The following is a 20,224-nucleotide window of genomic DNA, read 5'->3' as shown; positions in this document are numbered from 1 at the left end:
ATAAATAATTACTTTTCTTGCTAATTACTGGCCGGTTTTTGACCATTTCGTGCGGTGAAAAGGGCCGCTTTTCATGCCTTTCGATTCGGATGAATTCATCTAACGCCAAGGTTTATATTTTTCATTTGTCAGTCATCGGCGTCAGCCTGTAATTTTATCCGTGCAAGAGATAATTAATTAAAGCCTGTCACCGCCGTATTAACGTTAGCCGCTTTCTGCGTAATCGGTCGGCAGGAATAAGCGATTGGGAGGTCGCCATGAGGAATCTGTTAATGTTGTTGGTGGGGCTGTTTTCATTACCGGCGATGGCGGCGGAATCGCACGTTTGTCATTCTCAAGCTTATGATTATGCAGAGGTTAGTAAACTCAGATTGTCTGACGATACCCTGTTTTCCTGCCGCGGCGTGGGGCGCCTGACGATCCCGGAACTGGCGCGCAAAGGATGGAAGGTGATTCATTTGGCGCAGCAAACTGAATATACCGACTCTGTCGACAGCGACGGCGAGGTTATTAAACTTTATCAGGAAATCGTGGTGTATAAAGAATAACGCGACGGCAGCCTGTTATTATTTCAACGGCGACGAGAACCCTATTATGAATGCAAGAATCGGTATTGACGGCAGAGCTGCCGCCGCCATGGTGATGCTTTGCGCCATCTGGGGAATGCAGCAGGTGGCGATCAAGGCTGCCGAGGCGGATGTGTCGGCGGTGCTGCAAATTGCCATTCGTTCGGGTCTCGCCGCGCTGGGGGTATACCTGTTGGCGCGTTGCCGCGGCGAGTGTTTCACCTGGGATCGCGCCACGCTGAGCGCCGGTCTGAGCGTAGGGGCATTGTTCGCGCTGGAGTTCTTTTTTGTCTCCGAAGGGCTGCGCTATACCAGCGCCTCGCATATGGCGGTGTTTTTGTACACCGCGCCGCTGTTTTCTGCCCTTGGCCTGCATTTCCTGAATCGTCAGGAGCGTCTGTCGCCGGTGCAGTGGCTGGGCATGCTCATCGCCTTTGGCGGTGTGGTGCTGGCCATATCGGGCATGGCCGAGGGCAGCGGCGGGGCCGAGCGGCTGAAAGGCGATTTCTATGGCCTGCTGGCGGGGATCGCCTGGGGCGGTTCTACCCTGGTGATCCGTACCACGCGCCTGGCTGAGTGCCCGGCCAAACAGACGCTGCTGTTCCAGTTGACGGGCGCCTGTGTGCTGCTGTCGCTGCTGGCGCTGGCTACGGACAATTTGCACGTTGTCCTGAGCCCCGTGGCGTGGAGCAGCCTGTTGTTCCAAACGGTGATCGTGTCGTTTTTCAGCTACCTGATCTGGTTTTCATTGTTGCGCCGTTATCAGGCTTCCTCGCTGGGCATTCTCACCTTTATGACGCCGGTATTCGGCATCCTGGCGGGGGCCGTCATTCTCGGCGAACCGTTGCAAATTGAATTTGTATTGGGTGCTGTGTTGATCGTACTGGGGTTAGTCGTAGTGAGTTGTTCATATCTTATTTATGTTGACCGAAGGGTGGCACCAAAAATATAAATTATGGATGTTGATGTACAGAACTACCAAATAAGCTGCGAAAGCCAATTCATTATTCAGCTGCAAATATCCCGCTATGCCTGGGGCGTGCCGCTGATTACGCTCAGCGATAACGGTGATTTTACCGTGATAAGAAGCCGAGGTTGGTCGAGGTTGGCTAATGGGATGCAATTGGAGGTTTATTATTTTGCCAATAATTCCCTGCTGACCTGGGATAAAAACCGCAAAAATATCTCTTATTCAAAGGCCGGCCGGCTCTACGCCTGCGCGCTGCATTTTTCTTATTCCCCCAAAGTATGGCGATAATCCTCTGGCCATCAGACCAGAGGGGAGATTTTCATGATCCACTGCTTAAACGCGAGGATCTTCGGCCACTGCCGCTCGGAGATGGTCGAGGTAAAATAGCAGTGCTCGCAGGGCACGGTCATGTCGGTGAACGGAATGATCAGTTCGCCGCTTTTGATCCAGTCCTGCACCAGATTGAGCCGCCCCATGGCGACGCCAAGGTGTCGCGTCGCGGCCAGCACTGCAAGATCGGAACGGTCGAACTCCATGCTTTTACTGTCGGTATCCAGCCCCAGCGCAAAGTGTTGCGACCAGGTTTGCCACTCATCTTCGCCGGAGTTGTAGCGATCGTGCAGCAGCGTGCAGTGGGCCAGGTTTTCCGGCGCATCGTACAGGTTATGCGTGGCGGCGTACTGCGGCGTGCAGATCGGCACCATTGATTCCTGCATAAAGGCTTCGTCCAGATGCCGCCCCGAGGGCAGTTTGCCGAAGTACATCGCCAGATCCACGCCGCGGTTGGCCAGGTTGATGATTTCCTGCCCGGTCAGAATATTGAGGTGAATGGTGGGGTGCTGGGCGATAAAGTCGCCGATGCGCGGCAGCAGCAGACATTGCACCAGGGATGGGTGCGAGTAGAGGGTCAAGGTCCCCGTCAACTCGCGATTTTTGATGTCCAGAATTTCTTGATTCAAGGTGTTGAAGGAACTGTCCAGCGCCCATTGCATGCGCTCGCCCTCCGGCGTCAGCGTAATCCGGCGATGAAAGCGTTGGAATAGCAGAAAACCCAATTCCTTTTCGAGCAAATTAATACGGTGGCTCACGGCGCTGGGGGTGATCGACAATTCTTGCGCCGCCAGCGCAAAAGATAAATGACGGGCGACGCATTCGAAAGTATGCAGCCGGGAAAATTGATAGCTGGTCAGCGGGGTCGCCCGCTGCGAATGTTTTTTACTGGGGAACATGCTATTTCTCCGTGCGCATAATCCGGCAATATTAACATTTAATGGCGCGGAGGATAAACCCAGGCTGATTGATATATTCAGTTTTTACGCTGAGAAATATCGTTATGTTGCAGGGGAATTAACTGGCTTGCATAACAACCGGAAATAACAGGTGGTGGACGCGTTGAGTGAGAGGGTGATGATAATCTGCAATAGGACGAATATAATAAAAAGACGTGCCGTATAAGCAGCGAGTAAAGACGGTGTGCGGCAGCCTGAACGATAAAGGCTCATGTTCCCTGCGGGATATAGCGGTTTCACCGCAATAATTCGTCGCATGGCGACACAGAATACGCGTTAATCCCAGCGGCAAACGAGCGGAGGCATCAATCGATAATACTGCGCCCCCCTTAGGCCGATAGAACCGCGCCCGGTGGCTACCCACCGGGCGCGGCATTCAGGGAAAAGCGGTTTGTTCGCCGGCGCGCATCAACGGCGACGCAGCAGCAGGCCGGTCAACAGGCCTGCGCCGGCAATGAGGGCCAATGCGGCGAGGGGGTTTTTCTTCATCATGCTGCCGGCGCAGCTCAGGGCATCGCCGTATTTTTCTTGCAGCACGCCCGCTGCCTGGCGCGCGGCGCCTTCGGCCTGCAAACGTTCGTTGCCGGTGACGTCGCCCGCGATTTCCTGCGCCTTGCCCGCCACTTTTTCCATCATGCCATTGGCTTTTTCGCTGTTCATTGTGATGCGCTCCTAAGGTTCGATCCGTTTGGCTTCCGCACAGGACGGAAGCCTGCATTTGCACCGCCATGTTATGCACTTCACTTTTGGCCTATAAGGGGCGTTTGCATCGGTTTGGGTAGTGCATTTGCAGGCTACTTGCCATTCCTGAAGGCCAGCCCACCGGTAAACAGCCCGCGTTCTCTGGCCCAGACGATGGCTTCGCTGCGGCTATGCACGCCGAGTTTGGAATAGACCGTCGCGACATGGTTGCGGATGGTGTTGAGCGCCAGATTGAGACGCGCCGCGATTTTCTTGTCCGGTAGCCCCTCGCAAATCAATTCCAGCACATCGCGCTCGCGCGGCGTGAGATCGCTGGCGGTAAATCCAGCCTGGTCGGGCCGATTGATGCTTTTCACGTTGGCCAGTTTTTCGATCAGGGTTTGGCTGAACCAGGAGGCGTCCTGCATCACTTCTTCGATGGCGCTTACCAGCTCCAGCTCCGAGCGTTTGCGTTCGGTAATGTCCATGAGCACCAGCAGATAACAGGGCGCATTGTGGATGCTGACGGCATCCGCCGAGGCCACACAGTCAATCGACTCGCTCCCTTTCTTGCGCACCCGGATGTCCAGCCCTTCGACGTTGCCGCTTTTTTCCAGGGCGGCAAACAAACGCCGGTTCGCCTCCGGATCGTCAATAAACGGGATCTCTCCGACCGTCTTGCCGATCAAGTCTTCGGCGTCGTACTCGGTGGCGCGGGTGAAGGCTTCGTTGACATCCAGCACGCGCCGCTCGTGCGCGGTACATAACAACGTCGGCACCGGGCTCAGGCGAAATGCCTTGGCGAACCGTTCTTCACTTTCTCGCAGCGCCGATTCCGCCTGGCGCCGGGGTTCGAGATCGGTAAACGTGAACAGCATGCAGTCGTCTTCATTGATATCCAAGGGTTGGCCGGCAACCACCACCAGCTTGCTTTCGCCGCCGGGCAGCTTCAGCTCGGCCTCCATCTGCGGAATGGTAGCGCCTTCCCCCAGGCGCTGAACGGCCAGTTCTTTGTGCTCCGCCTGTTCCAAAACGTCGAGTTCATAAACCGAACGCCCCATGACCTGTTCACGTTGGTAACCGGTCATATCAAGGAACCCCTGGTTGACCTTGACGTAACGCAGGTCGCTTAGCCGACAAATGACTGCCGGTGCCGGATTGGCGTTGAAGGTTTTTTCAAAGCGCTGTTCGGCGCTGGCCCACTCCGTCGCGTCGCTCAGGATCAGCGCCAGCAGCTCCGGTTGCCCCTGCGCATCGGTGATAATCAGGCTCCGCAGGCGGTGCACCCAGAAGCTGTCCGGATCGTCGACCTGTCGAACCTCCACCACCACATCGGTGAAGGTTTCGCCTTCCGCAACCCGGTTCAGCGGGTACTGTTCCAAAACCAGCGGATGATTGTTGCGATAGCGCAGGGCAAAACGCGCCGCGTACTCGCCGGCATTGGCCCCCAGAGCTTTCTGATGACTCACGCCATGCATGGTCAACGCGGCCTCGTTGGCCCATAGCAAGGTTTGATCGGTATCCGTCAGGATCACGCCGTCGGACAAGCCGGAGATGATTTGCTGCAGGTGGCCGCGGTGGGTTTCGCTGGCCAAAACGGATTGGCTCATGTGTTCTCCGCTAGACAGAAGGGGGGCGGCCTCTTAAGGGGCCGCGGGTTACGCTACTCGCTGAGCAGCTTAGTGCATAACGTGCGTATTCGCAGGGTGTAAATGCACCAGGCATTCTGATGCAAATGAACCGGGACGGCCGACGATGCCGCGCGGCAGACTGAATTTGTCTGCGCGGTTACCCGCCGTGCGTGCAATCACTTGTCCAGAAAATATAAGGAACAACGATGACCACTGTCTATGAATCAAATCGCTTAGCGTTTCAGGTGTCATGGGGCTCGATATTGGCCGGGAGTGCCGTGGCGCTGGTGACTTATCTGACCTTCAGCGTGCTGGGCACGGCTATTGGTGCCCAGGCCGTGGATATGATGCAAAAGGGCAACCCGCTGAGCGGCTTTGGCACCGGCACCGGGATCTGGCTGCTGGTTTCAACGTTGGCATCGCTGGCCGCAGGCGCGTTCGTCGCCGGCCGCTCCGCACCGAATCGCGGCGGCTTGCATGGCTTGCTGAGCTGGGCGATCACCACCTTGTTGACCACCTGGCTGATGGTTTCATTGGCGAGCGGCGTAGTGGGGCTGGCGGGAAGCGCGGTGGGTAAAGGGCTTTCGCTGGCAGGCAGCGGCCTGGCGGCGGCAGCGCCAAACGTAGGCGAAGGCCTCAAGCAACAGCTGGATAAAAAGGGCATCAGCCTTGACTGGGGAAGCCTGGAAAATCAGTTGAACGCCATGCTTAAGCAGAGCGGCAAGCCGGAGCTGGATCCTGCTCGGTTGGAGCAGAAAGCCAATCGGGCGGCCGCCGACGGCAAACAGTCGGCCGTGGATGCCGCAGCCGATCCGGCGCAGGCCGCCACCGAGCTTAAGCAGTGGTTCGAGCGCGTCAAGCAGTCCGGTGAGCCGGCGTTGAGCGCCGCCGATAAGGACGCGCTGGTGAATATCGTTGCGGCACGCACCGGCAAGAGCCGCGATGAAGCGAGCCAAATCGTCGACAACTACGCCCAGGCTTACCAGCAGGCGGTGCAGAAGGTGGAAAAAATCAAGGCCGAGGCCGAGCAGAAAGCGCGTGAAGCGGCCGATGAAGCGGCCAAACAGCTGTCTCGCGCCGCGTGGGGTTCGCTGTTGGTGCTGCTGTTGGGCGCTGCGTTGAGCGCCGGCGTGGGGCGGATTGCCGAATCAACCCGCCGCACTGTCGCGGTAAGTTGAGATGAAAAAAAACCTGTCGTGCATCTCGCTGAATTATCGAAAAGTAGCGGGGGCCTCTGCTCCCGTGCTCGTCATCGATTTCTGCAACGAGAACAACGAGCGTTATACCCTGCGCTACAACCTGCCGCCGGATACCCCGGAACGCACCGAGCGGCGGGTATCTTTGCTGCTGTACCTGTTGCGCAAGCACAGGTCCGCAGAGATCGACAACCTGGCTGATTAATCAGGCCGTTAATGAAAAGCCCAGCCTCGCGTGCTGGGCTTTTTGTTTGCGGCCGCAGGCCGTTCTGACAATAAGGCGCGGGCGAGTCGGCTCGGCATTTTACCGGGGGAGAGATGGGTGATTCATGGGAGTAGGCAGGGTTCCCAATGGGCGCGGTTTGTAAAACAGGGCATCGAGCAAGGTTTGTTAAAATATCCGTTTTCTCTGCGCAGGAACGATAAAAAAGAAACGCGCTATTGCGACGCGAGATTATTGAGACCGATGTTCAGCCTTGAGCTTATCACTCCCGTCTTCTTTTACTGCCGGTCATACTTTATATCTCTTTTGCAGTACGTTTTATCGGCGGCCCAGGCATATAAAATGCGTTTTCATTTGTGATGATGAAATTCCTATTCGGCCATGCAATCTGGCTGTAAAAAACACTTTAAGGTAAAACAATTAGCAAAAAGTGTGATTCTGCCTGGTGTGGCAAGTGCATCTTTGATGAGTGCACTTTACGCGAGTTGATTTTGTTTTATGGGTTTCTTGCGGAGAGATTTATATAACATGATCATTTTCAGTTATTTATGCGATAGTTTTTCCTATGCCGAAAAAAATGAATTGACAGGCTGGTTTTTTTTAGGATTAATCTTAATGACTTGGTTTGATTGGTTAACGATTTTAATAAAAAGGACGCGAATCTTATAAAAGCAAGGAGCACATATGGATTACAGAAAAGATATTCTTTTACAGGTGTTGGAGTATATGGAAAAGAATATTGTCGAGGGGCTGACAGTTGAAAAGGTTTCCATTATCTCAGGTTACTCTAAATGGCATTTGCAACGGCTGTTTAAGCATTATTTTGGCATAACGCTAGGGACTTATATAAGGAATAGAAAACTGAGTCGCTCTGCTATTCTGCTCAAACAGCACCAAGGGAACATATTGGATGTCGCCCTGGCATCCGGGTTTGCCTCTCAGCAATGTTACACGCGGGCATTCAAACGTTTCTTTGGCGAAACGCCCAACAGCTTTAGAAACAGCCGGGGATGGGATTTTTCCACGCAGATCCCGCCGTATGGCAACGATAAGAAACCCTACTTCTACCACACGGTCATGCCGGATGACATTGAGATGTTAAAGCATTACAAATCACTGATTTTTCATTCTATAAGAAAATTCAGAGATGCCGGCGACATTGCACAGACCAATGATAAATGGTTAAGCAAGCAGCGGGGGGCATGTAATGTGGAAAAGAACAGGAGTAATAAATGGCATTCCAACAGCAAGGGGCAAGAGGTTTTTCATTCCATCTTTAACTTCTATATCCCTATGGGTAAATATATTGTCATTCCCTTTATGGGGGAGTTTTCAGAATATATTGACTTTTTCGATGTAATGTATGACGCTTATCTGCCTGCTATCAATGTCAAAATGCGGGAGAGCTTTTTTATAGAGTTATATAGGCAAGAGGATCTAAATGGCAAGGTTGTCAATGTCGATATACTTATTCCTGTGACATAGTGATGAGGCAAGAAGACATCATGAATAGAGAAAAACCTCTCGACTCGATTAATAAACGCCATCCAGCTCGCTTTATGCTACCTTCTATATTGTCTGAACTTGGTCCAACAATCGTTGCCGGCTCAGGCCGGCAAGCCATTCAATTAACTGCGGTGTTAATTTTTCTCATGTTTTCAGGAAATGCGATGGCCAATAATCGGGAACATCAGCAAATAGCGTTAGTCGGTACCTGGACCCATATTCCGAATGCGCCTGCGGTGCAGAAACCGGCAAGACCCAGTGAAGGGCTCTATCGCCTGGCGGTTAATGGCGACGGCACGTTAACGCTGCTCGACGTGGTTAAAATGAACAGCCCATCGTGGATCGTAAAATCTCGCGATGGCCGTTTCGCCTATGCTACCAATGAGGAGAACGCGGGAACGGTGGCCGCCTTGGCAATAGACGAAGCCGGCAGCGTGCGGGTGCTGAATACGGTGAGCAGTGCGGGCCAGCAGCCGACGCATGCCACCCTCAGTCCGGATGGCAAGTTTCTGTTTGTCGCCAACTACTCCGTCGCCAAAGGCGGCGCGGGGATGACGGTATTGCCAATTGGCAGTGACGGCAAACTGGGTGAACAGGTGCAGCATTATCCGTTTATATCAGGTTCTGGCGCCGTGCAGGGGCGTCAGGAAGGGGGCCATGCGCACTCAACCACCTTCAGCCGCGATGGTAAATATCTGTATGCGGCGGACCTCGGCGGGGACAAGCTGCACGCCTATCGCTATCGCCCGGATAGCGCACAGCCGCTGCAGGCGGACGCATCGCGCGATGTCAGCTTTGCGCCAGGCGCCGGCCCAAGGCACATGGTGTTCTCGCCGAAAGGCGAGTATGCCTATGTCATCACCGAAATGGCGGGTGAAATCGAGGTGTTTACCGTCAGCGACCATCGATTGACGCAACAAGGGAAAGTGAAACTGAACGGCGGGCAGGATTCAGCGGAGGCGAAAAGCGGCGGAGCCATTATCCTCAGCCCGAGCGGCAGATATCTTATTGCCACCAATCGCGGTGCCGATAACCATTTGCTGGTATTAAAAATTGGTGGGGATGGGCTGCCAGGGGAGACGACGCGCTATGAGGCTGGCGGCATTGAACCGCGTGCGCTCGCTTTCGATGCCACCGGCAAGCATCTTTATGTCACGAATGTGTTCACCAATACCGTTACGCTGTTCGATTTCGATGATGAGACGGGTGAGTTGAAGGCCAGAGGCGAGGCGGCGACGATCTCAACACCGACGGATATTAAGTTTTTCAATTAACGCCCATCATAACGCGCGGGGGAAATCGGGTCTGAGGCGTGGAGAAGGAGGATTGCGGGTGCCGATGATGGGGAATGGCTTGATAATAAATAATGGCGTCCCCGACTGGAATCGAACCAGTAACTAGCCCTTAGGAGGGGCTTGTTATATCCGTTTAACTACGGGGACGCTGCGGGCTGGCAACCGAAGCTGCCGGGGCATTATACCTTTTTTTACCCGCAGAATAAGCGCTTAGCGGTGCGTTTGCTCAATACCTCGCCAGTTAGCGCCGAAATTTCCTCGCCTGACCGACGGCGATCACGGTTTTTCCCCGCCGTGGCGCCGTTTTTCCTCTTGCTGCCGCTCCGTCCGTTTTTGGGCGCTCAAATCGTTGCGGATCTGCGCATGGCTTATCAACGCAAAGATAAAGGTGCCGCCGATGATGTTGCCCGCCAGCGTCGGCAGGGCGAACGGATAGACGAATTCCTGCCACCCAATCGCGCCGTTGAACACCAGATAGAGGATCTCTACCGAACCGACCACGATATGGGTCAAATCGCAAATCGCTACCAGGTAGGTCATCAGCGCGATCACCCAGATTTTCGCCGCGCCGGCGGCCGGGATCATCCACACCATGGTGGCGATGATCCAGCCGGCCAGGATGCCGTTGGCGAACATTTCTCCCGGCGTATGGCGCATCACCTCTTCGCCCAGGCTGATGAAGGCGCCGCGCGTCTCGGCGTCGAACAGCGGCATATGGGTAAACGCCAGCGCCGCCAGCCCGGTGCCGATCAGGTTGCCGAGCAGCACCACGCCCCACAGACGCAGCAGGATCAGCAGGTTGCGCGGTGTGGGTTTATGCATGATTGGCAATACCGCCGTGACGGTATTTTCGGTAAACAGCTGTTGGCGCGCCATGATGACAATGATAAAACCGAAGGTGTAGCCGAGGTTCTCAAGGAAGAAACGGCTGGGATCGTCCGGCAGGCGGGCGTGGAAAATGCCCTTCGCCGCCAGCGAGGCGCCCATCGACAGCCCGGCGGCGATCGCCGACCACAGCAATGCCAGCCCGTCGCGCTCCAGCTCTTTTTCGCCTTCCATCCGGATCTGTTCATGCACCGCCGCCGCGCGCGACGGCAGATTCTCTTCCCTGACTTCGATTTCGCGCTTGCCCTGTTCCTGCTCTTCACTCTCTACCCGCATCGTTTCATCCTGCTCGTGCTCCTGGCGTTGCTGTTCGTTCATGCTGTCGCTCCTGCTCAATAAGGGTGAGGTCACGTCATTAAGCGTAGTTGCCCGGCCTAAATGCGGCGAAATACAGAAAAAGGTAACAAGAGTTAAAATCCGCCGCTTTTTTCCGCGCATTCTTGATCCTGCTCGCCATATTGGCCCCCGGCGCGCCCGCCGCAGGCTGCTTGTGGGGAAAGGCTTATGCTATGATTCGCTATCCCAAAGAAAAATATGAGTTCCCCGATGCTGGAAGCCAAAAGTCTGAGTTGCGTGCGCGATGAACGCATCCTGTTTAGCGAGCTAAGCTTTTCAGTTCAGCCGGGCGATATCATTCAGGTAGAAGGGCCGAACGGCGCGGGCAAGACCAGTTTGCTGCGCATCCTCGCCGGTCTGGCGCGGCCGGACGGCGGTGAGGTGTGCTGGCGCGGGCGTAACACGCTGCGCGATCGCGCGGCGTATCAGCAAGATTTGCTGTTTATCGGCCATCAACCGGGCATCAAAGCCGTATTGACACCTTTCGAAAATCTGCAGTTTTATCAGGCGGTGCGCGGCGCGGCCGAGCAGCAGGCCATCTGGCGCGCGCTGGAGCAGGTGGGATTGGTGGGCTACGAAGATCTGCCGGTGGCGCAGCTTTCCGCCGGGCAGCAGCGGCGCGTGGCGTTGGCGCGCCTGTGGCTCAGCGCGGCGCCGCTGTGGATCCTCGATGAGCCGCTAACGGCGATCGATAAACAGGGCGTGGCCGAGTTGATTAGCCTTTTTGAGCAACATGCACAGCGGGGCGGCATGGTATTGTTGACCACCCATCAGGATTTGGCCGGCGTCAGCCAAACGGTGGGCAAAATTCGTTTGGCGGAACACGACGCGGGGAGTTTGTGATGTTTTTGACCCTGGTGCGTCGCGAACTGAAGATCGCCTGCCGTAAAGGTTCGGAGATCGTCAACCCGCTGTGGTTTTTCCTGATTGTGATCACGCTGTTCCCGTTGGGGATTGGCCCGGAGCCGCAGTTGCTGGCGCGCATTGCGCCGGGCATCGTATGGGTGGCGGCGCTGTTGGCCTCGCTGCTGTCGCTGGAGCGGCTGTTTCGCGACGATTTCCTCGATGGCTCGCTGGAGCAGCTGTTGCTGCTGCCAACGCCGCTGCCGATGACGGTGCTGGGCAAAGTGTGTGCTCACTGGGTCGTGACGGGACTGCCGCTGCTGATCCTGTCGCCGCTGGTGGCGCTGCTGTTGTCGCTTGATATGCAAACCTGGCTGGCGGTGGCGGGGACGCTGCTGCTCGGCACGCCGACGCTGAGCCTGATCGGCGCTATCGGCGTGGGGCTGACCGTCGGCCTGCGCAAAGGGGGCGTGCTGCTCAGCCTGCTGGTGCTGCCGCTGTATATCCCGGTGCTGATCTTCGCCACCGGCGCGATCGACGCCGCCGCGATGGGCATGCCGATTGATGGTTACCTGGCGATACTCGGCGCGATGCTGGCGGGCAGCGTGACATTGGCGCCGTTTGCCGCCGCAGCGGCGCTGCGAGTGAGCGTGCACTAGCTAACAAATTGAATGAACAGACGGGGCAAGGCCGGCAAGAGCGTACCCCGCAGAAGATTTTCGCCGTTTCGAACGCTCGAGGCGGCCGACGCATAAAAATTACCGTGAGCACTGACGACAATGTGGAAATGGTTACATCAACTGGCGCGGCCTGAACGGCTGTATCACGTCTGCGGCCGCTTTATCCCCTGGCTGGGGCTGGCGGCGGCGGCCTGCCTGCTGCTTGGCTGGGCATGGGGCTTTGGCTTCGCGCCGAAGGATTATCAGCAGGGCGACAGCTTCCGCATCATTTATATTCACGTGCCGGCGGCCATGTGGTCGATGGGCATCTACGCCTCGATGGCGGTGGCGGCGTTTATCGGCCTGGTGTGGCAGATGAAAATGTCCGATACCGTGGTGGCGGCGATGGCGCCGATCGGCGCGGTGTTCACCTTTATCGCGCTGGTGACCGGCTCCGCCTGGGGTAAGCCGATGTGGGGCACCTGGTGGGTGTGGGACGCGCGTCTGACTTCCGAACTGGTGCTGCTGTTCCTCTATATGGGCGTCATCGCGTTGTATAACGCCTTCGAAGACCGCCGCCTGGCGGGCCGCGCCGCCGGCATTCTGGTGCTGGTGGGCGTGGTGAATATCCCGATCATCCATTTCTCCGTCGAATGGTGGAATACGTTGCATCAGGGTTCGACCAATATGCAGCAATCCATCGCGCCAAGCATGCGCACCCCGCTGCGCTGGGCGATCCTCGGCTATCTGCTGTTGTTCGTCACGCTGACGCTGATGCGCCTGCGCAATCTGATCCTGTTCCAGGAGCGCCAGCGCCCGTGGGTCGCCGGGCTGGTGAATAAGGAGCGTCAGTCATGAATGCCGCATTCGATTCCTGGTCGGCGTTTTTCGCCATGGGCGGTTATGCCTTTTATGTCTGGCTGGCGGTCGCCGCCACGCTGATTTCGCTGTTGGGGCTGGTGGCGCACACCGTCTGGCAGCGGCGGCAGTTGCTCGCCGAGATCGGTCGCCGTCAGGCGCGCGAACGGCGCATTCGCCATGCGCAACAGTCAAAACAAAAATCCGCCGCACCGCGGGAGAAATCATTGTGAATCCACGTCGTAAAAGCCGCCTTTATCTGGCGATCGTTGTGCTGATCGGCATCGCGCTGACCGCAACCCTGATGCTGTACGCGCTGCGCTCCAACATCGATCTGTTCTACACCCCGGGTGAAATCCTGCAGGGTAAGGGCGAAAACCATGAGAAGCCCGAGGTTGGCCAGCGGCTGCGCATCGGCGGCATGGTGATGCCCGGCTCGGTGAAACGCGATCCCAATACGCTGCAGGTCAGCTTCAAGATTTACGATGCGCGCGGCGCGATCGGCGTGACCTACACCGGCATTCTGCCGGACCTGTTCCGCGAAGGGCAGGGCGTGGTGGCGCAGGGGGTGCTGGGCGAGGGCAACGTGGTCAACGCGCGCGAAGTGCTGGCCAAGCACGACGAGAAATACACGCCGCCGGAAGTGGCCGACGCGATGAAAGAGAATCACAAAGGACCGGCGGAAGCGTATAACGCGCCGCAGGCGGAGGGCGCCAAGTCATGATGCCGGAACTGGGCAGTTTTCTGCTGTGCCTGGCGCTGGCGATCGCGCTGCTGCTGAGCATTTACCCGCAGTGGGGCGCGGCGCGGCAGGACAGCCGCATGATGGCGGTGGCCCGCCCACTGACCTACGGCATGTTCGCCGCGATTGCGCTGGCGTTCCTGTGCCTGGTGCATGCTTTCGTGGTCAACGATTTTACCGTCGCCTACGTGGCCACCAACTCCAATACCCAACTGCCGGTGTATTACCGCATCGCCGCCACCTGGGGGGCGCACGAAGGTTCGCTGCTGCTGTGGGTGCTGCTGCTGAGCTGCTGGTCGCTGGCGGTGGCGTTGTGCAGCCGGGCGATGCCGCAGGATGCGGTGGCGCGGGTGCTGTCGGTGATGGGGATGATCACCGCCGGTTTCCTGCTGTTCATCATCATGACCTCCAATCCGTTCACCCGCACGCTGCCGAACTTCCCGATCGACGGCAGCGATCTCAACCCGCTGCTGCAGGATATCGGCCTGATCTTCCACCCGCCGCTGCTGTACATGGGCTATGTCGGCTTCTCGGTCGCCTTCGCGTTCGCCATCGCCTCGCTGATGGCCGGCCGGCTCGACACCGCCTGGGCGCGCTGGTCACGCCCGTGGACCACCGCCGCCTGGGTGTTCCTCACGCTGGGCATCGTGCTCGGATCGGCCTGGGCCTACTATGAGCTGGGCTGGGGCGGCTGGTGGTTCTGGGATCCGGTGGAGAACGCCTCCTTTATGCCGTGGCTGGCCGGCACCGCGCTGATGCATTCGCTGGCGGTGACCGAGAAACGCGGCACGTTCAAAGCCTGGACGGTGTTGCTGGCGATCACCGCTTTCTCGCTGTGCCTGCTGGGCACCTTCCTGGTGCGCTCCGGCGTGCTGGTCTCGGTGCACTCTTTCGCCTCCGATCCGGCGCGCGGCATGTTTATTCTCGCCTATCTGGTGATCGTGATCGGCGGCTCGCTGCTGCTGTACGCGGTCAAGGGCGGCCAGGTGCGCAGCCGGGTGCAGCACGAGACTTTCTCGCGCGAGACCTTCCTGCTGGGCAACAACGTGCTGCTGATCGCCGCCATGCTGGTGGTGCTGTTGGGCACGCTGCTGCCGCTGGTGCACAAACAGCTGGGGCTGGGCAGCATCTCGATCGGCGAGCCGTTCTTCAACACCATGTTCACCTGGCTGATGGCGCCGCTGGCGCTGCTGTTGGGTATCGGGCCGCTGGTGCGCTGGCGCCGCGATGAGCCGGGCAAACTGTGGCGCCGCCTCGGCGTGGCGCTGCTGGCGACGCTGGTGCTGTCGATTCTGCTGCCGTGGTTGCTGCAGGACAGCATCGCCGGCATGACGGTGGTGGGCCTGATTATGGCGCTGTGGGTGATCATCCTGACGCTGATGGAGCTGCATGAGCGCGCCACCCACCGCCACGGTTTCTGGCGCGGTCTGCGGCAGCTGTCTCGCAGCCACTGGGGCATGGTGCTCGGCCACCTCGGCGTGGCGGTGACGGTAATCGGCATCGCCTTCAGCCAGAATTACAGCGTGGAGCGCGACGTGCGGATGAAGGCCGGCGACAGCGTGGATATCCACAACTATCACTTCGTGTTCCGCGACGTGCACGACATTCGCGGCCCGAACTACAGCGGCGGCGTCGGCATCATCGACGTCACGCGCAACGGCAAGCCGGAGGCGACGCTGCACGCGGAGAAACGTTACTACAGCGTGGCGCGCAGCATGATGACCGAGGCGGCGATCGACGGCGGGTTCAGCCGCGATCTGTACGCGGCGCTGGGCGAGGAGCTGGAAGACGGTTCCTGGGCGGTGCGCCTGTATTACAAACCCTTCGTGCGCTGGATCTGGTTCGGCGGCGTCTTTATGGCGATCGGCGGCCTGCTGTGCATTCTCGACCCGCGTTATCGCATGAGCAAAAAGCTCAAGCGTGAAGGCAAACTGGAGGCGCAATCATGAAGCGTAAGCTGCTGTTTATCCCGTTGGTGCTCTTCCTGCTGCTGGTGGCGGCCCTGATGGTGCAGCTCACGCGCAACGCGGGCGGCGAAGATCCGACCATGCTGGAGTCGGCGCTGATCGGCAAACCGGTGCCGACCTTCAGGCTGGAATCACTGGATCAGCCTGGCAAAACCTACGATCAGGCGGTGCTGCGCGACGGCAAGCCGATCTTGCTCAACGTCTGGGCCACCTGGTGCCCAACCTGCCGCGCGGAACACCAGTATCTCAATACGCTGGCGGCGCGCGGCGTACGGGTGGTCGGCCTGAATTACAAAGACGATCGCGCCAAGGCGGTGACCTGGCTCAACTCTCTCGGCAATCCCTACGCCCTCAGTCTGTACGACGGCGACGGCATGCTGGGGTTGGATCTCGGGGTGTACGGCGCGCCTGAGACCTTCCTTATCGACGGCCAGGGGATTATTCGCTATCGCCACGCCGGCGACATGAATGAGCGCGTCTGGCAGCAGGAAGTGCTGCCGCTGTATAAAAAGTACGGGGGTGAGGCATGAGGCTGATTGTTCTGCTGTGCGCCGCGCTGCTGAGCTGGAGCGCCGCCGCGGCGATCGATACCTATCGCTTCAACTCCGTCGAGCAGGAGCAGCAGTATCGCGAGTTGACCGAACAGCTGCGCTGCCCGAAATGCCAAAACAACAGCATTGCCGATTCCAACGCCATTATCGCCGCCGACATGCGCACCAAGGTGTACGAGCTGATGATGCAGGGGCAAAGCAAGCAGCAGATCATCGATTACATGGTGGCGCGTTATGGCAACTTCGTCACCTACGAGCCGCCGGTAACGCCGGCGACGCTGATCTTGTGGATCGGCCCGCTGCTGTTCGTATTGATCGGCGGGGCAGTGGTGATCCTGCGCACCCGTCGCAAGCCCGACGCGGCGGTGGACGATGCATTCTCCGAACGGGAACGGCAGCGCCTGGTGGCGCTGTTGCAAGAGACTGACAGGAAGAAACCCTAATGGCTTTTTGGCTGATTATTTGCGTGTTGCTGGCCGGCGCTGCCGCGTTGCTGGTGGTGCCGGCGATGCGCCTCGGCAAGCAGAGCGCCGCCACGCGCGATGCGCTGAACAAGGCGTTTTATCAGGATCGCCTCAGCGAGTTGGAGCAGGATGAGCAGCAGGGCGTGGTGGCCGAGCGCCCGGAACTGGTCAAAGAGCTGCAACAGAACCTGTTGAACGACATCCCGGCCGAGCAGATGGCGCAGGCGAAGCCGATCAACCGCTGGGCGCTGGTGCCGGGCGTGCTGTTACTGCTGGCGGTGACCGTTGGCTTTTATCTGAAAACCGGCGGGCTGGCGCAGGTGCTGGACTGGCGTCTGGTGCAGGCGCAAATGCCGGAATTGCGCGAGCGCGTTGCCAATGAGCGCGCCAAACCGCTGAGCATGGAAGAGATTGCTCGCCTCGGGCTGGGGCTGCGCACCGCGCTGCAACAGGACGATCGCAACATCAGTGACTGGATGATGCTGGGGCGCGTCGGCATGGCGCTGAATAATGCCACCACCGCTACGCAGGCGTTTGCTCATGCTTATCAATTGGATCCGAATAGTCTGGAAGTGCGGCTCGGCTATGCCGAGGTCTTGACGCGCTCCAACGATCCGGAGGATAACAAGCAGGCGGCGCAGCTGTTGCGGCGCATGATCGCGGAAAACCACGGCGATCCGCGGGTGCTGAGCCTGCTGGCGTTCAATGCCTTCGAACAGGGCGATTTCAAGCAGGCGATCGGCGCCTGGCAGGTGATGCTGCAGCTGCTGCCGGCCAACGATCCGCGCGCGGAAGTGATAAAGCGCAGTATTGCACAAGCAAAAGCCCAGGCAGGCGGAGAAAATGTTAAACTGAATGTGACCGTTGCGCTGTCACCGCAGGCGGCGAAAGCCATGCCGCCGCAGGGGACGCTGGTCATTTCGGTCACCGACGGCGTCAGTCCGGTGCCGGTCGCGGTAAAACAATTGCCGCTGAGCCGTTTTCCGCTGTCTTTCTCACTGGATGACAGCAACGCCATGATGCCCGAGCGTCTGCTCTCGGCGCAGCATCAGGTGCAGGTGCGTGTGCGCCTCTCACAGGACGGATTGGCCACGCCGCAGCCGGGGGACTGGTTCGGCGAAAGCTCGCTGCAGACATTCAGCGGTAAAGAGCAGGTTAGCGTTCAGATAAACAAGCAGGTCCCTGAAAAATAAGACCGAACGTGTTTTTATGGAGAAAAATATGAACTTTCGCCTGACTGGGGTGGCATTCGCAACGGTATTACTGGTGGGCTGTGCCAGCGCGCCAGACAACGATCCGCAAGGGCGTTCCGATCCGCTGGAAGGATTTAACCGGACGATGTTCGACTTCAACTACAACGTCCTGGATCCTTATATCCTGCGTCCGGTCGCGGTGGCCTGGCGCGACTACGTGCCGATGCCGGCGCGTAACGGCATCAGCAACTTCACCTCCAACCTGGAAGAGCCGGCCAGCATGGTCAACGCCTTCCTCAAGGGCGATCCCTACCGCGGGATGATCCACTTCAACCGTTTCTTCCTGAACACCCTGCTCGGGATGGGCGGCCTGATCGACGTGGCCGGCATGGCCAACCCGAAACTGGCGCGCGAAGAGCCGAACCGCTTCGGCAGCACGCTGGGCCATTACGATGTGGGTTACGGCCCGTACGTGATGCTGCCGGGCTACGGCAGCTTCACGCTGCGTGACGAAGGCGGCGACTTTGCGGATACGCTGTATCCGATGCTGAGTTACCTGACCTTCTGGATGTCGGCGGGCAAATGGGTGGTCGAGGGGATCGAAACCCGCGCTCAACTGCTGGATTCCGACGGCCTGCTGCGCAACTCCTCCGATCCTTATGTCATGGTGCGCGAAGCTTACTTCCAGCGCCACGACTTCATCGCCAACGGCGGTTCGCTCAAGCCGGAAGAGAACCCGAACGCCAAGGCGATTCAGGGCGATCTGGACGAGATCGACTCGCAGTAACCGCCGGCCTTATGCCCATGAAAACCCGCCGTCTGGCGGGTTTTTTTACGCCCGCGGCGAGCGACAGGCAAAGAAAAAGCGCCCCGCGGGGCGCTTTGGCATCCATCTCAGGCGAGATTAGAAGCGGTAGTTGAAGTTGGCGCCGTACAGCCAGGCCTTGCCTTCGGAGGTGAAGGTGTAAGGACCTTCGTTGATGGTGACTTTTTGGCCGTGCATGTAGGACACGCCGACGTCGACCGAGGCGTCTTTGTTGAACGCATAGGTGGTACCGGCACTCAGCCAGAAACGGTCCTGATCCGGAATGGAGATCGAACGGTTTTGGGCGGGCACCGGGCTGTCATCGAAGGCGATACCGGTACGGAAGGTCCAGTTGTCGTCGTAGAAGTAGGTGGTGCCCAGCGCGATACGGTAAGCGTCTTTGAAGCCTTCATGCTTCTGGAACAGCGTCTGGCCGTTGTTGCCGGTGGCTTTCAGCTCTTGGAACTGGCTCCAGCTGGTGTAGGCCAGGCTGTAGTGGATAGCCCACTGCGGCGCCACTTTGTTGTAGCCGGACAGTTCCCACATTTCCGGCAGGTGCAGGCTCAGAGAACCCGGAATGGTGGTGCCGTTGGTGCCCCACGGCAGACCTTGAGAGGCCAGCAACGGGTTGAAGGCTGAAGGCAGGCTGCTTTTGTAATCGCCGTCAAAGTCGATTTTCACTTCTGAGCGATAGGTGAAGCCGTAACGGTTGTTTTCATCCACTTCGTACAGAATACCGGCGTTCCAACCGAAGCCCCATTCGTCGCCTTTCAGGTGCGAAATCTGGGTATCTGCCGGGATCTGCGAAACCGGGCCGGCCAACTGTGGCGGTAACTTGCCCGATCCGGCGATCAGTTTTGGCAGATCGCCGGCATAGCGCTCGAGTTTGGCCTTGGCATAAACGGCGTCAAAGCCCAGACCGAAGCTGAAGTTCTTGTTCAGGCGATAAGCGCCGCTCAGGTTAAGGTTCAAGGTTTCCAGGTCGGTTTTGCCGCCCATGGAACCCGCCGCGTAACCGTCGTTGTATTCGGTCGCCAAACCGAAGTTGCTGGTGACCGAGCCGCCTACGGCGAATTGATCGTTAATCGGGTGAACATAATGCAGGTTTGGCACCCAGGCTGTCGGCGCGATGTTTTTCGCATCCAGGCTGGCGCCGGAAGGGGACCGGCCACTGATATCGACATCCGGATCGATGAAGACTGCGCCGAAAGAGAGTTCCGGGCGGGTATACATCATCAACAACGCCGGGTTGCGGCTTGCTGAAGCCGCCGTATCCGCCATGGCGCCTTCGCCAGAATACGAACGTCCTAAACCAGCTGATGAGAACTCATTCAGCTGGAATCCTGCGGCAGACACGTTTGAAGAAATAATTGCCACTGCAGCTGCGAGAGCTGATTTAGTCAATAGGTTTTTCTGGCTCATGACCAAAACCTCATTATGTGTTTATTATTTAAACTATTGTTACACGAAGTAACAAGGAGCGCGGGATTGTAGGGTCCGTTATCGTTCAGACAAATCAGACCAGTGGCTGAAGTATAGGTCTGACCTGTGAAAATGTTGCAAG

The 20,224-nt window shown here is 58.0% G+C and carries 22 protein-coding genes and 1 tRNA gene; 17 read left to right on the top strand and 6 right to left on the bottom strand.

The features are described 5' to 3' along the window. Window positions 1-257: 257 nt before the first annotated feature. The 3 genes from ACOWVD_RS17060 to ACOWVD_RS17050 are packed head-to-tail and all read left to right on the top strand — an operon-like array spanning window position 258 to window position 1,824. The gene (locus tag ACOWVD_RS17060) at window positions 258-548 is read left to right on the top strand and encodes a hypothetical protein (protein ID WP_015378635.1); all 291 of its coding nucleotides are present in this window, start codon (window positions 258-260) and stop codon (window positions 546-548) included. 46 nt (window positions 549-594) lie between these two features. Next, the gene (locus ACOWVD_RS17055) at window positions 595-1,518 is read left to right on the top strand and encodes a DMT family transporter (protein WP_049239826.1); all 924 of its coding nucleotides are present in this window, start codon (window positions 595-597) and stop codon (window positions 1,516-1,518) included. Window positions 1,519-1,521: 3 nt separating this feature from the next. Continuing rightward, complete coding sequence (locus ACOWVD_RS17050; RefSeq protein ID WP_015378633.1) at window positions 1,522-1,824, top strand: hypothetical protein; 303 nt, start codon at window positions 1,522-1,524, stop codon at window positions 1,822-1,824. Between the two features lie 11 nt (window positions 1,825-1,835). Here the strand turns inward: ACOWVD_RS17050 and dsdC are convergent, their stop codons facing one another. The 3 genes from dsdC to ACOWVD_RS17035 all read right to left on the bottom strand — a co-directional run bounded on the left by dsdC (window position 1,836) and on the right by ACOWVD_RS17035 (window position 5,116). Then, the gene (gene dsdC / locus ACOWVD_RS17045; protein ID WP_004936301.1) at window positions 1,836-2,765 is read right to left on the bottom strand and encodes a DNA-binding transcriptional regulator DsdC; all 930 of its coding nucleotides are present in this window, start codon (window positions 2,763-2,765) and stop codon (window positions 1,836-1,838) included. Between the two features lie 468 nt (window positions 2,766-3,233). Next, window positions 3,234-3,485 carry a CsbD family protein gene (locus ACOWVD_RS17040; RefSeq protein WP_049239824.1) on the bottom strand — a complete coding sequence of 84 codons (252 nt, stop codon included), beginning with the start codon at window positions 3,483-3,485 and terminating at the stop codon, window positions 3,234-3,236. 134 nt (window positions 3,486-3,619) lie between these two features. After that, window positions 3,620-5,116, bottom strand: a complete 1,497-nt coding sequence (locus ACOWVD_RS17035) for a helix-turn-helix transcriptional regulator (protein ID WP_085337366.1) — start codon at window positions 5,114-5,116, stop codon at window positions 3,620-3,622. A gap of 227 nt (window positions 5,117-5,343) precedes the next feature. Between ACOWVD_RS17035 and ACOWVD_RS17030 the strand changes: the two genes are divergently transcribed. From ACOWVD_RS17030 to ACOWVD_RS17015, 4 genes are all read left to right on the top strand, one after another. Next, complete coding sequence (locus ACOWVD_RS17030; RefSeq protein ID WP_049239822.1) at window positions 5,344-6,315, top strand: hypothetical protein; 972 nt, start codon at window positions 5,344-5,346, stop codon at window positions 6,313-6,315. Window position 6,316: 1 nt separating this feature from the next. Then, window positions 6,317-6,538, top strand: coding sequence for a hypothetical protein (locus ACOWVD_RS17025; RefSeq protein ID WP_004936288.1), 222 nt, complete (start codon window positions 6,317-6,319; stop codon window positions 6,536-6,538). Between the two features lie 702 nt (window positions 6,539-7,240). Further along, window positions 7,241-8,041, top strand: a complete 801-nt coding sequence (locus ACOWVD_RS17020) for a helix-turn-helix domain-containing protein (protein ID WP_049239820.1) — start codon at window positions 7,241-7,243, stop codon at window positions 8,039-8,041. Between the two features lie 20 nt (window positions 8,042-8,061). Further along, entirely contained in the window at window positions 8,062-9,336 is a 1,275-nt protein-coding gene (locus tag ACOWVD_RS17015) for a lactonase family protein (protein WP_306377599.1), read from the top strand. A 93-nt stretch (window positions 9,337-9,429) separates the two neighbouring features. On the opposite strand, the gene ACOWVD_RS17010 is transcribed toward ACOWVD_RS17015, so the two are convergent. Together ACOWVD_RS17010 and ACOWVD_RS17005 are read right to left on the bottom strand one after the other, a co-directional pair. After that, window positions 9,430-9,504: transfer RNA gene (locus ACOWVD_RS17010), tRNA-Arg, on the bottom strand. Window positions 9,505-9,633: 129 nt separating this feature from the next. Next, the gene (locus ACOWVD_RS17005; RefSeq protein ID WP_273875491.1) at window positions 9,634-10,560 is read right to left on the bottom strand and encodes a formate/nitrite transporter family protein; all 927 of its coding nucleotides are present in this window, start codon (window positions 10,558-10,560) and stop codon (window positions 9,634-9,636) included. 228 nt (window positions 10,561-10,788) lie between these two features. Here ACOWVD_RS17005 and ccmA point away from each other — a divergent pair, with 228 nt between their 5' ends. The 10 genes from ccmA (at window position 10,789) to mlaA (ending at window position 18,642) form a co-directional block, all read left to right on the top strand. Beyond that, on the top strand, window positions 10,789-11,421 hold the full coding sequence (ccmA, locus tag ACOWVD_RS17000) for a cytochrome c biogenesis heme-transporting ATPase CcmA (protein WP_004936275.1): 633 nt from the start codon (window positions 10,789-10,791) through the stop codon (window positions 11,419-11,421). Further along, on the top strand, window positions 11,421-12,080 hold the full coding sequence (ccmB, locus tag ACOWVD_RS16995; RefSeq protein WP_016926839.1) for a heme exporter protein CcmB: 660 nt from the start codon (window positions 11,421-11,423) through the stop codon (window positions 12,078-12,080). The genes ccmA and ccmB overlap by 1 nt, the downstream gene beginning before the upstream one ends. Window positions 12,081-12,200: 120 nt before the next feature. Then, the gene (locus tag ACOWVD_RS16990; RefSeq protein WP_004936270.1) at window positions 12,201-12,938 is read left to right on the top strand and encodes a heme ABC transporter permease; all 738 of its coding nucleotides are present in this window, start codon (window positions 12,201-12,203) and stop codon (window positions 12,936-12,938) included. Then, entirely contained in the window at window positions 12,935-13,171 is a 237-nt protein-coding gene (gene ccmD / locus ACOWVD_RS16985) for a heme exporter protein CcmD (RefSeq protein WP_004936267.1), read from the top strand. Before ACOWVD_RS16990 ends, ccmD begins: the two co-directional genes overlap by 4 nt. Continuing rightward, window positions 13,168-13,662, top strand: a complete 495-nt coding sequence (ccmE, locus tag ACOWVD_RS16980) for a cytochrome c maturation protein CcmE (RefSeq protein WP_004936264.1) — start codon at window positions 13,168-13,170, stop codon at window positions 13,660-13,662. The genes ccmD and ccmE overlap by 4 nt, the downstream gene beginning before the upstream one ends. Continuing rightward, on the top strand, window positions 13,659-15,629 hold the full coding sequence (locus tag ACOWVD_RS16975; protein ID WP_015378624.1) for a heme lyase CcmF/NrfE family subunit: 1,971 nt from the start codon (window positions 13,659-13,661) through the stop codon (window positions 15,627-15,629). The genes ccmE and ACOWVD_RS16975 overlap by 4 nt, the downstream gene beginning before the upstream one ends. Next, window positions 15,626-16,177, top strand: coding sequence for a DsbE family thiol:disulfide interchange protein (locus ACOWVD_RS16970; RefSeq protein ID WP_015378623.1), 552 nt, complete (start codon window positions 15,626-15,628; stop codon window positions 16,175-16,177). Before ACOWVD_RS16975 ends, ACOWVD_RS16970 begins: the two co-directional genes overlap by 4 nt. Further along, the gene (locus ACOWVD_RS16965; RefSeq protein ID WP_421105700.1) at window positions 16,174-16,641 is read left to right on the top strand and encodes a cytochrome c-type biogenesis protein; all 468 of its coding nucleotides are present in this window, start codon (window positions 16,174-16,176) and stop codon (window positions 16,639-16,641) included. The genes ACOWVD_RS16970 and ACOWVD_RS16965 overlap by 4 nt, the downstream gene beginning before the upstream one ends. Further along, the gene (gene ccmI, locus ACOWVD_RS16960) at window positions 16,641-17,855 is read left to right on the top strand and encodes a c-type cytochrome biogenesis protein CcmI (RefSeq protein ID WP_021505591.1); all 1,215 of its coding nucleotides are present in this window, start codon (window positions 16,641-16,643) and stop codon (window positions 17,853-17,855) included. The genes ACOWVD_RS16965 and ccmI overlap by 1 nt, the downstream gene beginning before the upstream one ends. Before the next feature lie 28 nt (window positions 17,856-17,883). Next, window positions 17,884-18,642 carry a phospholipid-binding lipoprotein MlaA gene (gene mlaA / locus ACOWVD_RS16955; RefSeq protein ID WP_044030769.1) on the top strand — a complete coding sequence of 253 codons (759 nt, stop codon included), beginning with the start codon at window positions 17,884-17,886 and terminating at the stop codon, window positions 18,640-18,642. A 117-nt stretch (window positions 18,643-18,759) separates the two neighbouring features. Here the strand turns inward: mlaA and fadL are convergent, their stop codons facing one another. Next, entirely contained in the window at window positions 18,760-20,082 is a 1,323-nt protein-coding gene (fadL, locus tag ACOWVD_RS16950; protein ID WP_004936243.1) for a long-chain fatty acid transporter FadL, read from the bottom strand. Window positions 20,083-20,224 lie beyond the last annotated feature (142 nt).

This window comes from Serratia sp. SA088 (genome assembly GCF_049065515.1).
In the GTDB taxonomy this organism is placed as follows: Bacteria; Pseudomonadota; Gammaproteobacteria; order Enterobacterales; family Enterobacteriaceae; genus Serratia; species Serratia nematodiphila.
The sequence above is the reverse complement of the archived record's forward strand: the minus strand, read 5'-3'. Positions and strand labels throughout refer to the sequence as shown.

Bases quoted from the DNA above. Each gene is read 5' to 3' on its own strand.
- ACOWVD_RS17060 (WP_015378635.1), top strand. From the start codon at position 258: ATGAGGAATCTGTTAATGTTGTTGGTGGGGCTGTTTTCATTACCGGCG.
- dsdC (WP_004936301.1), bottom strand. From the start codon at position 2,765: ATGTTCCCCAGTAAAAAACATTCGCAGCGGGCGACCCCGCTGACCAGC.
- mlaA (WP_044030769.1), top strand. From the start codon at position 17,884: ATGAACTTTCGCCTGACTGGGGTGGCATTCGCAACGGTATTACTGGTG.
- ACOWVD_RS17040 (WP_049239824.1), bottom strand. From the start codon at position 3,485: ATGAACAGCGAAAAAGCCAATGGCATGATGGAAAAAGTGGCGGGCAAG.
- ccmI (WP_021505591.1), top strand. From the start codon at position 16,641: ATGGCTTTTTGGCTGATTATTTGCGTGTTGCTGGCCGGCGCTGCCGCG.
- ACOWVD_RS17035 (WP_085337366.1), bottom strand. From the start codon at position 5,116: ATGAGCCAATCCGTTTTGGCCAGCGAAACCCACCGCGGCCACCTGCAG.
- ACOWVD_RS16965 (WP_421105700.1), top strand. From the start codon at position 16,174: ATGAGGCTGATTGTTCTGCTGTGCGCCGCGCTGCTGAGCTGGAGCGCC.
- ACOWVD_RS17050 (WP_015378633.1), top strand. From the start codon at position 1,522: ATGGATGTTGATGTACAGAACTACCAAATAAGCTGCGAAAGCCAATTC.
- ACOWVD_RS17015 (WP_306377599.1), top strand. From the start codon at position 8,062: ATGAATAGAGAAAAACCTCTCGACTCGATTAATAAACGCCATCCAGCT.
- fadL (WP_004936243.1), bottom strand. From the start codon at position 20,082: ATGAGCCAGAAAAACCTATTGACTAAATCAGCTCTCGCAGCTGCAGTG.
- ccmD (WP_004936267.1), top strand. From the start codon at position 12,935: ATGAATGCCGCATTCGATTCCTGGTCGGCGTTTTTCGCCATGGGCGGT.
- ACOWVD_RS16990 (WP_004936270.1), top strand. From the start codon at position 12,201: ATGTGGAAATGGTTACATCAACTGGCGCGGCCTGAACGGCTGTATCAC.
- ACOWVD_RS17055 (WP_049239826.1), top strand. From the start codon at position 595: ATGAATGCAAGAATCGGTATTGACGGCAGAGCTGCCGCCGCCATGGTG.
- ACOWVD_RS16975 (WP_015378624.1), top strand. From the start codon at position 13,659: ATGATGCCGGAACTGGGCAGTTTTCTGCTGTGCCTGGCGCTGGCGATC.
- ACOWVD_RS17025 (WP_004936288.1), top strand. From the start codon at position 6,317: ATGAAAAAAAACCTGTCGTGCATCTCGCTGAATTATCGAAAAGTAGCG.
- ccmA (WP_004936275.1), top strand. From the start codon at position 10,789: ATGCTGGAAGCCAAAAGTCTGAGTTGCGTGCGCGATGAACGCATCCTG.
- ACOWVD_RS16970 (WP_015378623.1), top strand. From the start codon at position 15,626: ATGAAGCGTAAGCTGCTGTTTATCCCGTTGGTGCTCTTCCTGCTGCTG.
- ACOWVD_RS17030 (WP_049239822.1), top strand. From the start codon at position 5,344: ATGACCACTGTCTATGAATCAAATCGCTTAGCGTTTCAGGTGTCATGG.
- ccmB (WP_016926839.1), top strand. From the start codon at position 11,421: ATGTTTTTGACCCTGGTGCGTCGCGAACTGAAGATCGCCTGCCGTAAA.
- ACOWVD_RS17005 (WP_273875491.1), bottom strand. From the start codon at position 10,560: ATGAACGAACAGCAACGCCAGGAGCACGAGCAGGATGAAACGATGCGG.
- ACOWVD_RS17020 (WP_049239820.1), top strand. From the start codon at position 7,241: ATGGATTACAGAAAAGATATTCTTTTACAGGTGTTGGAGTATATGGAA.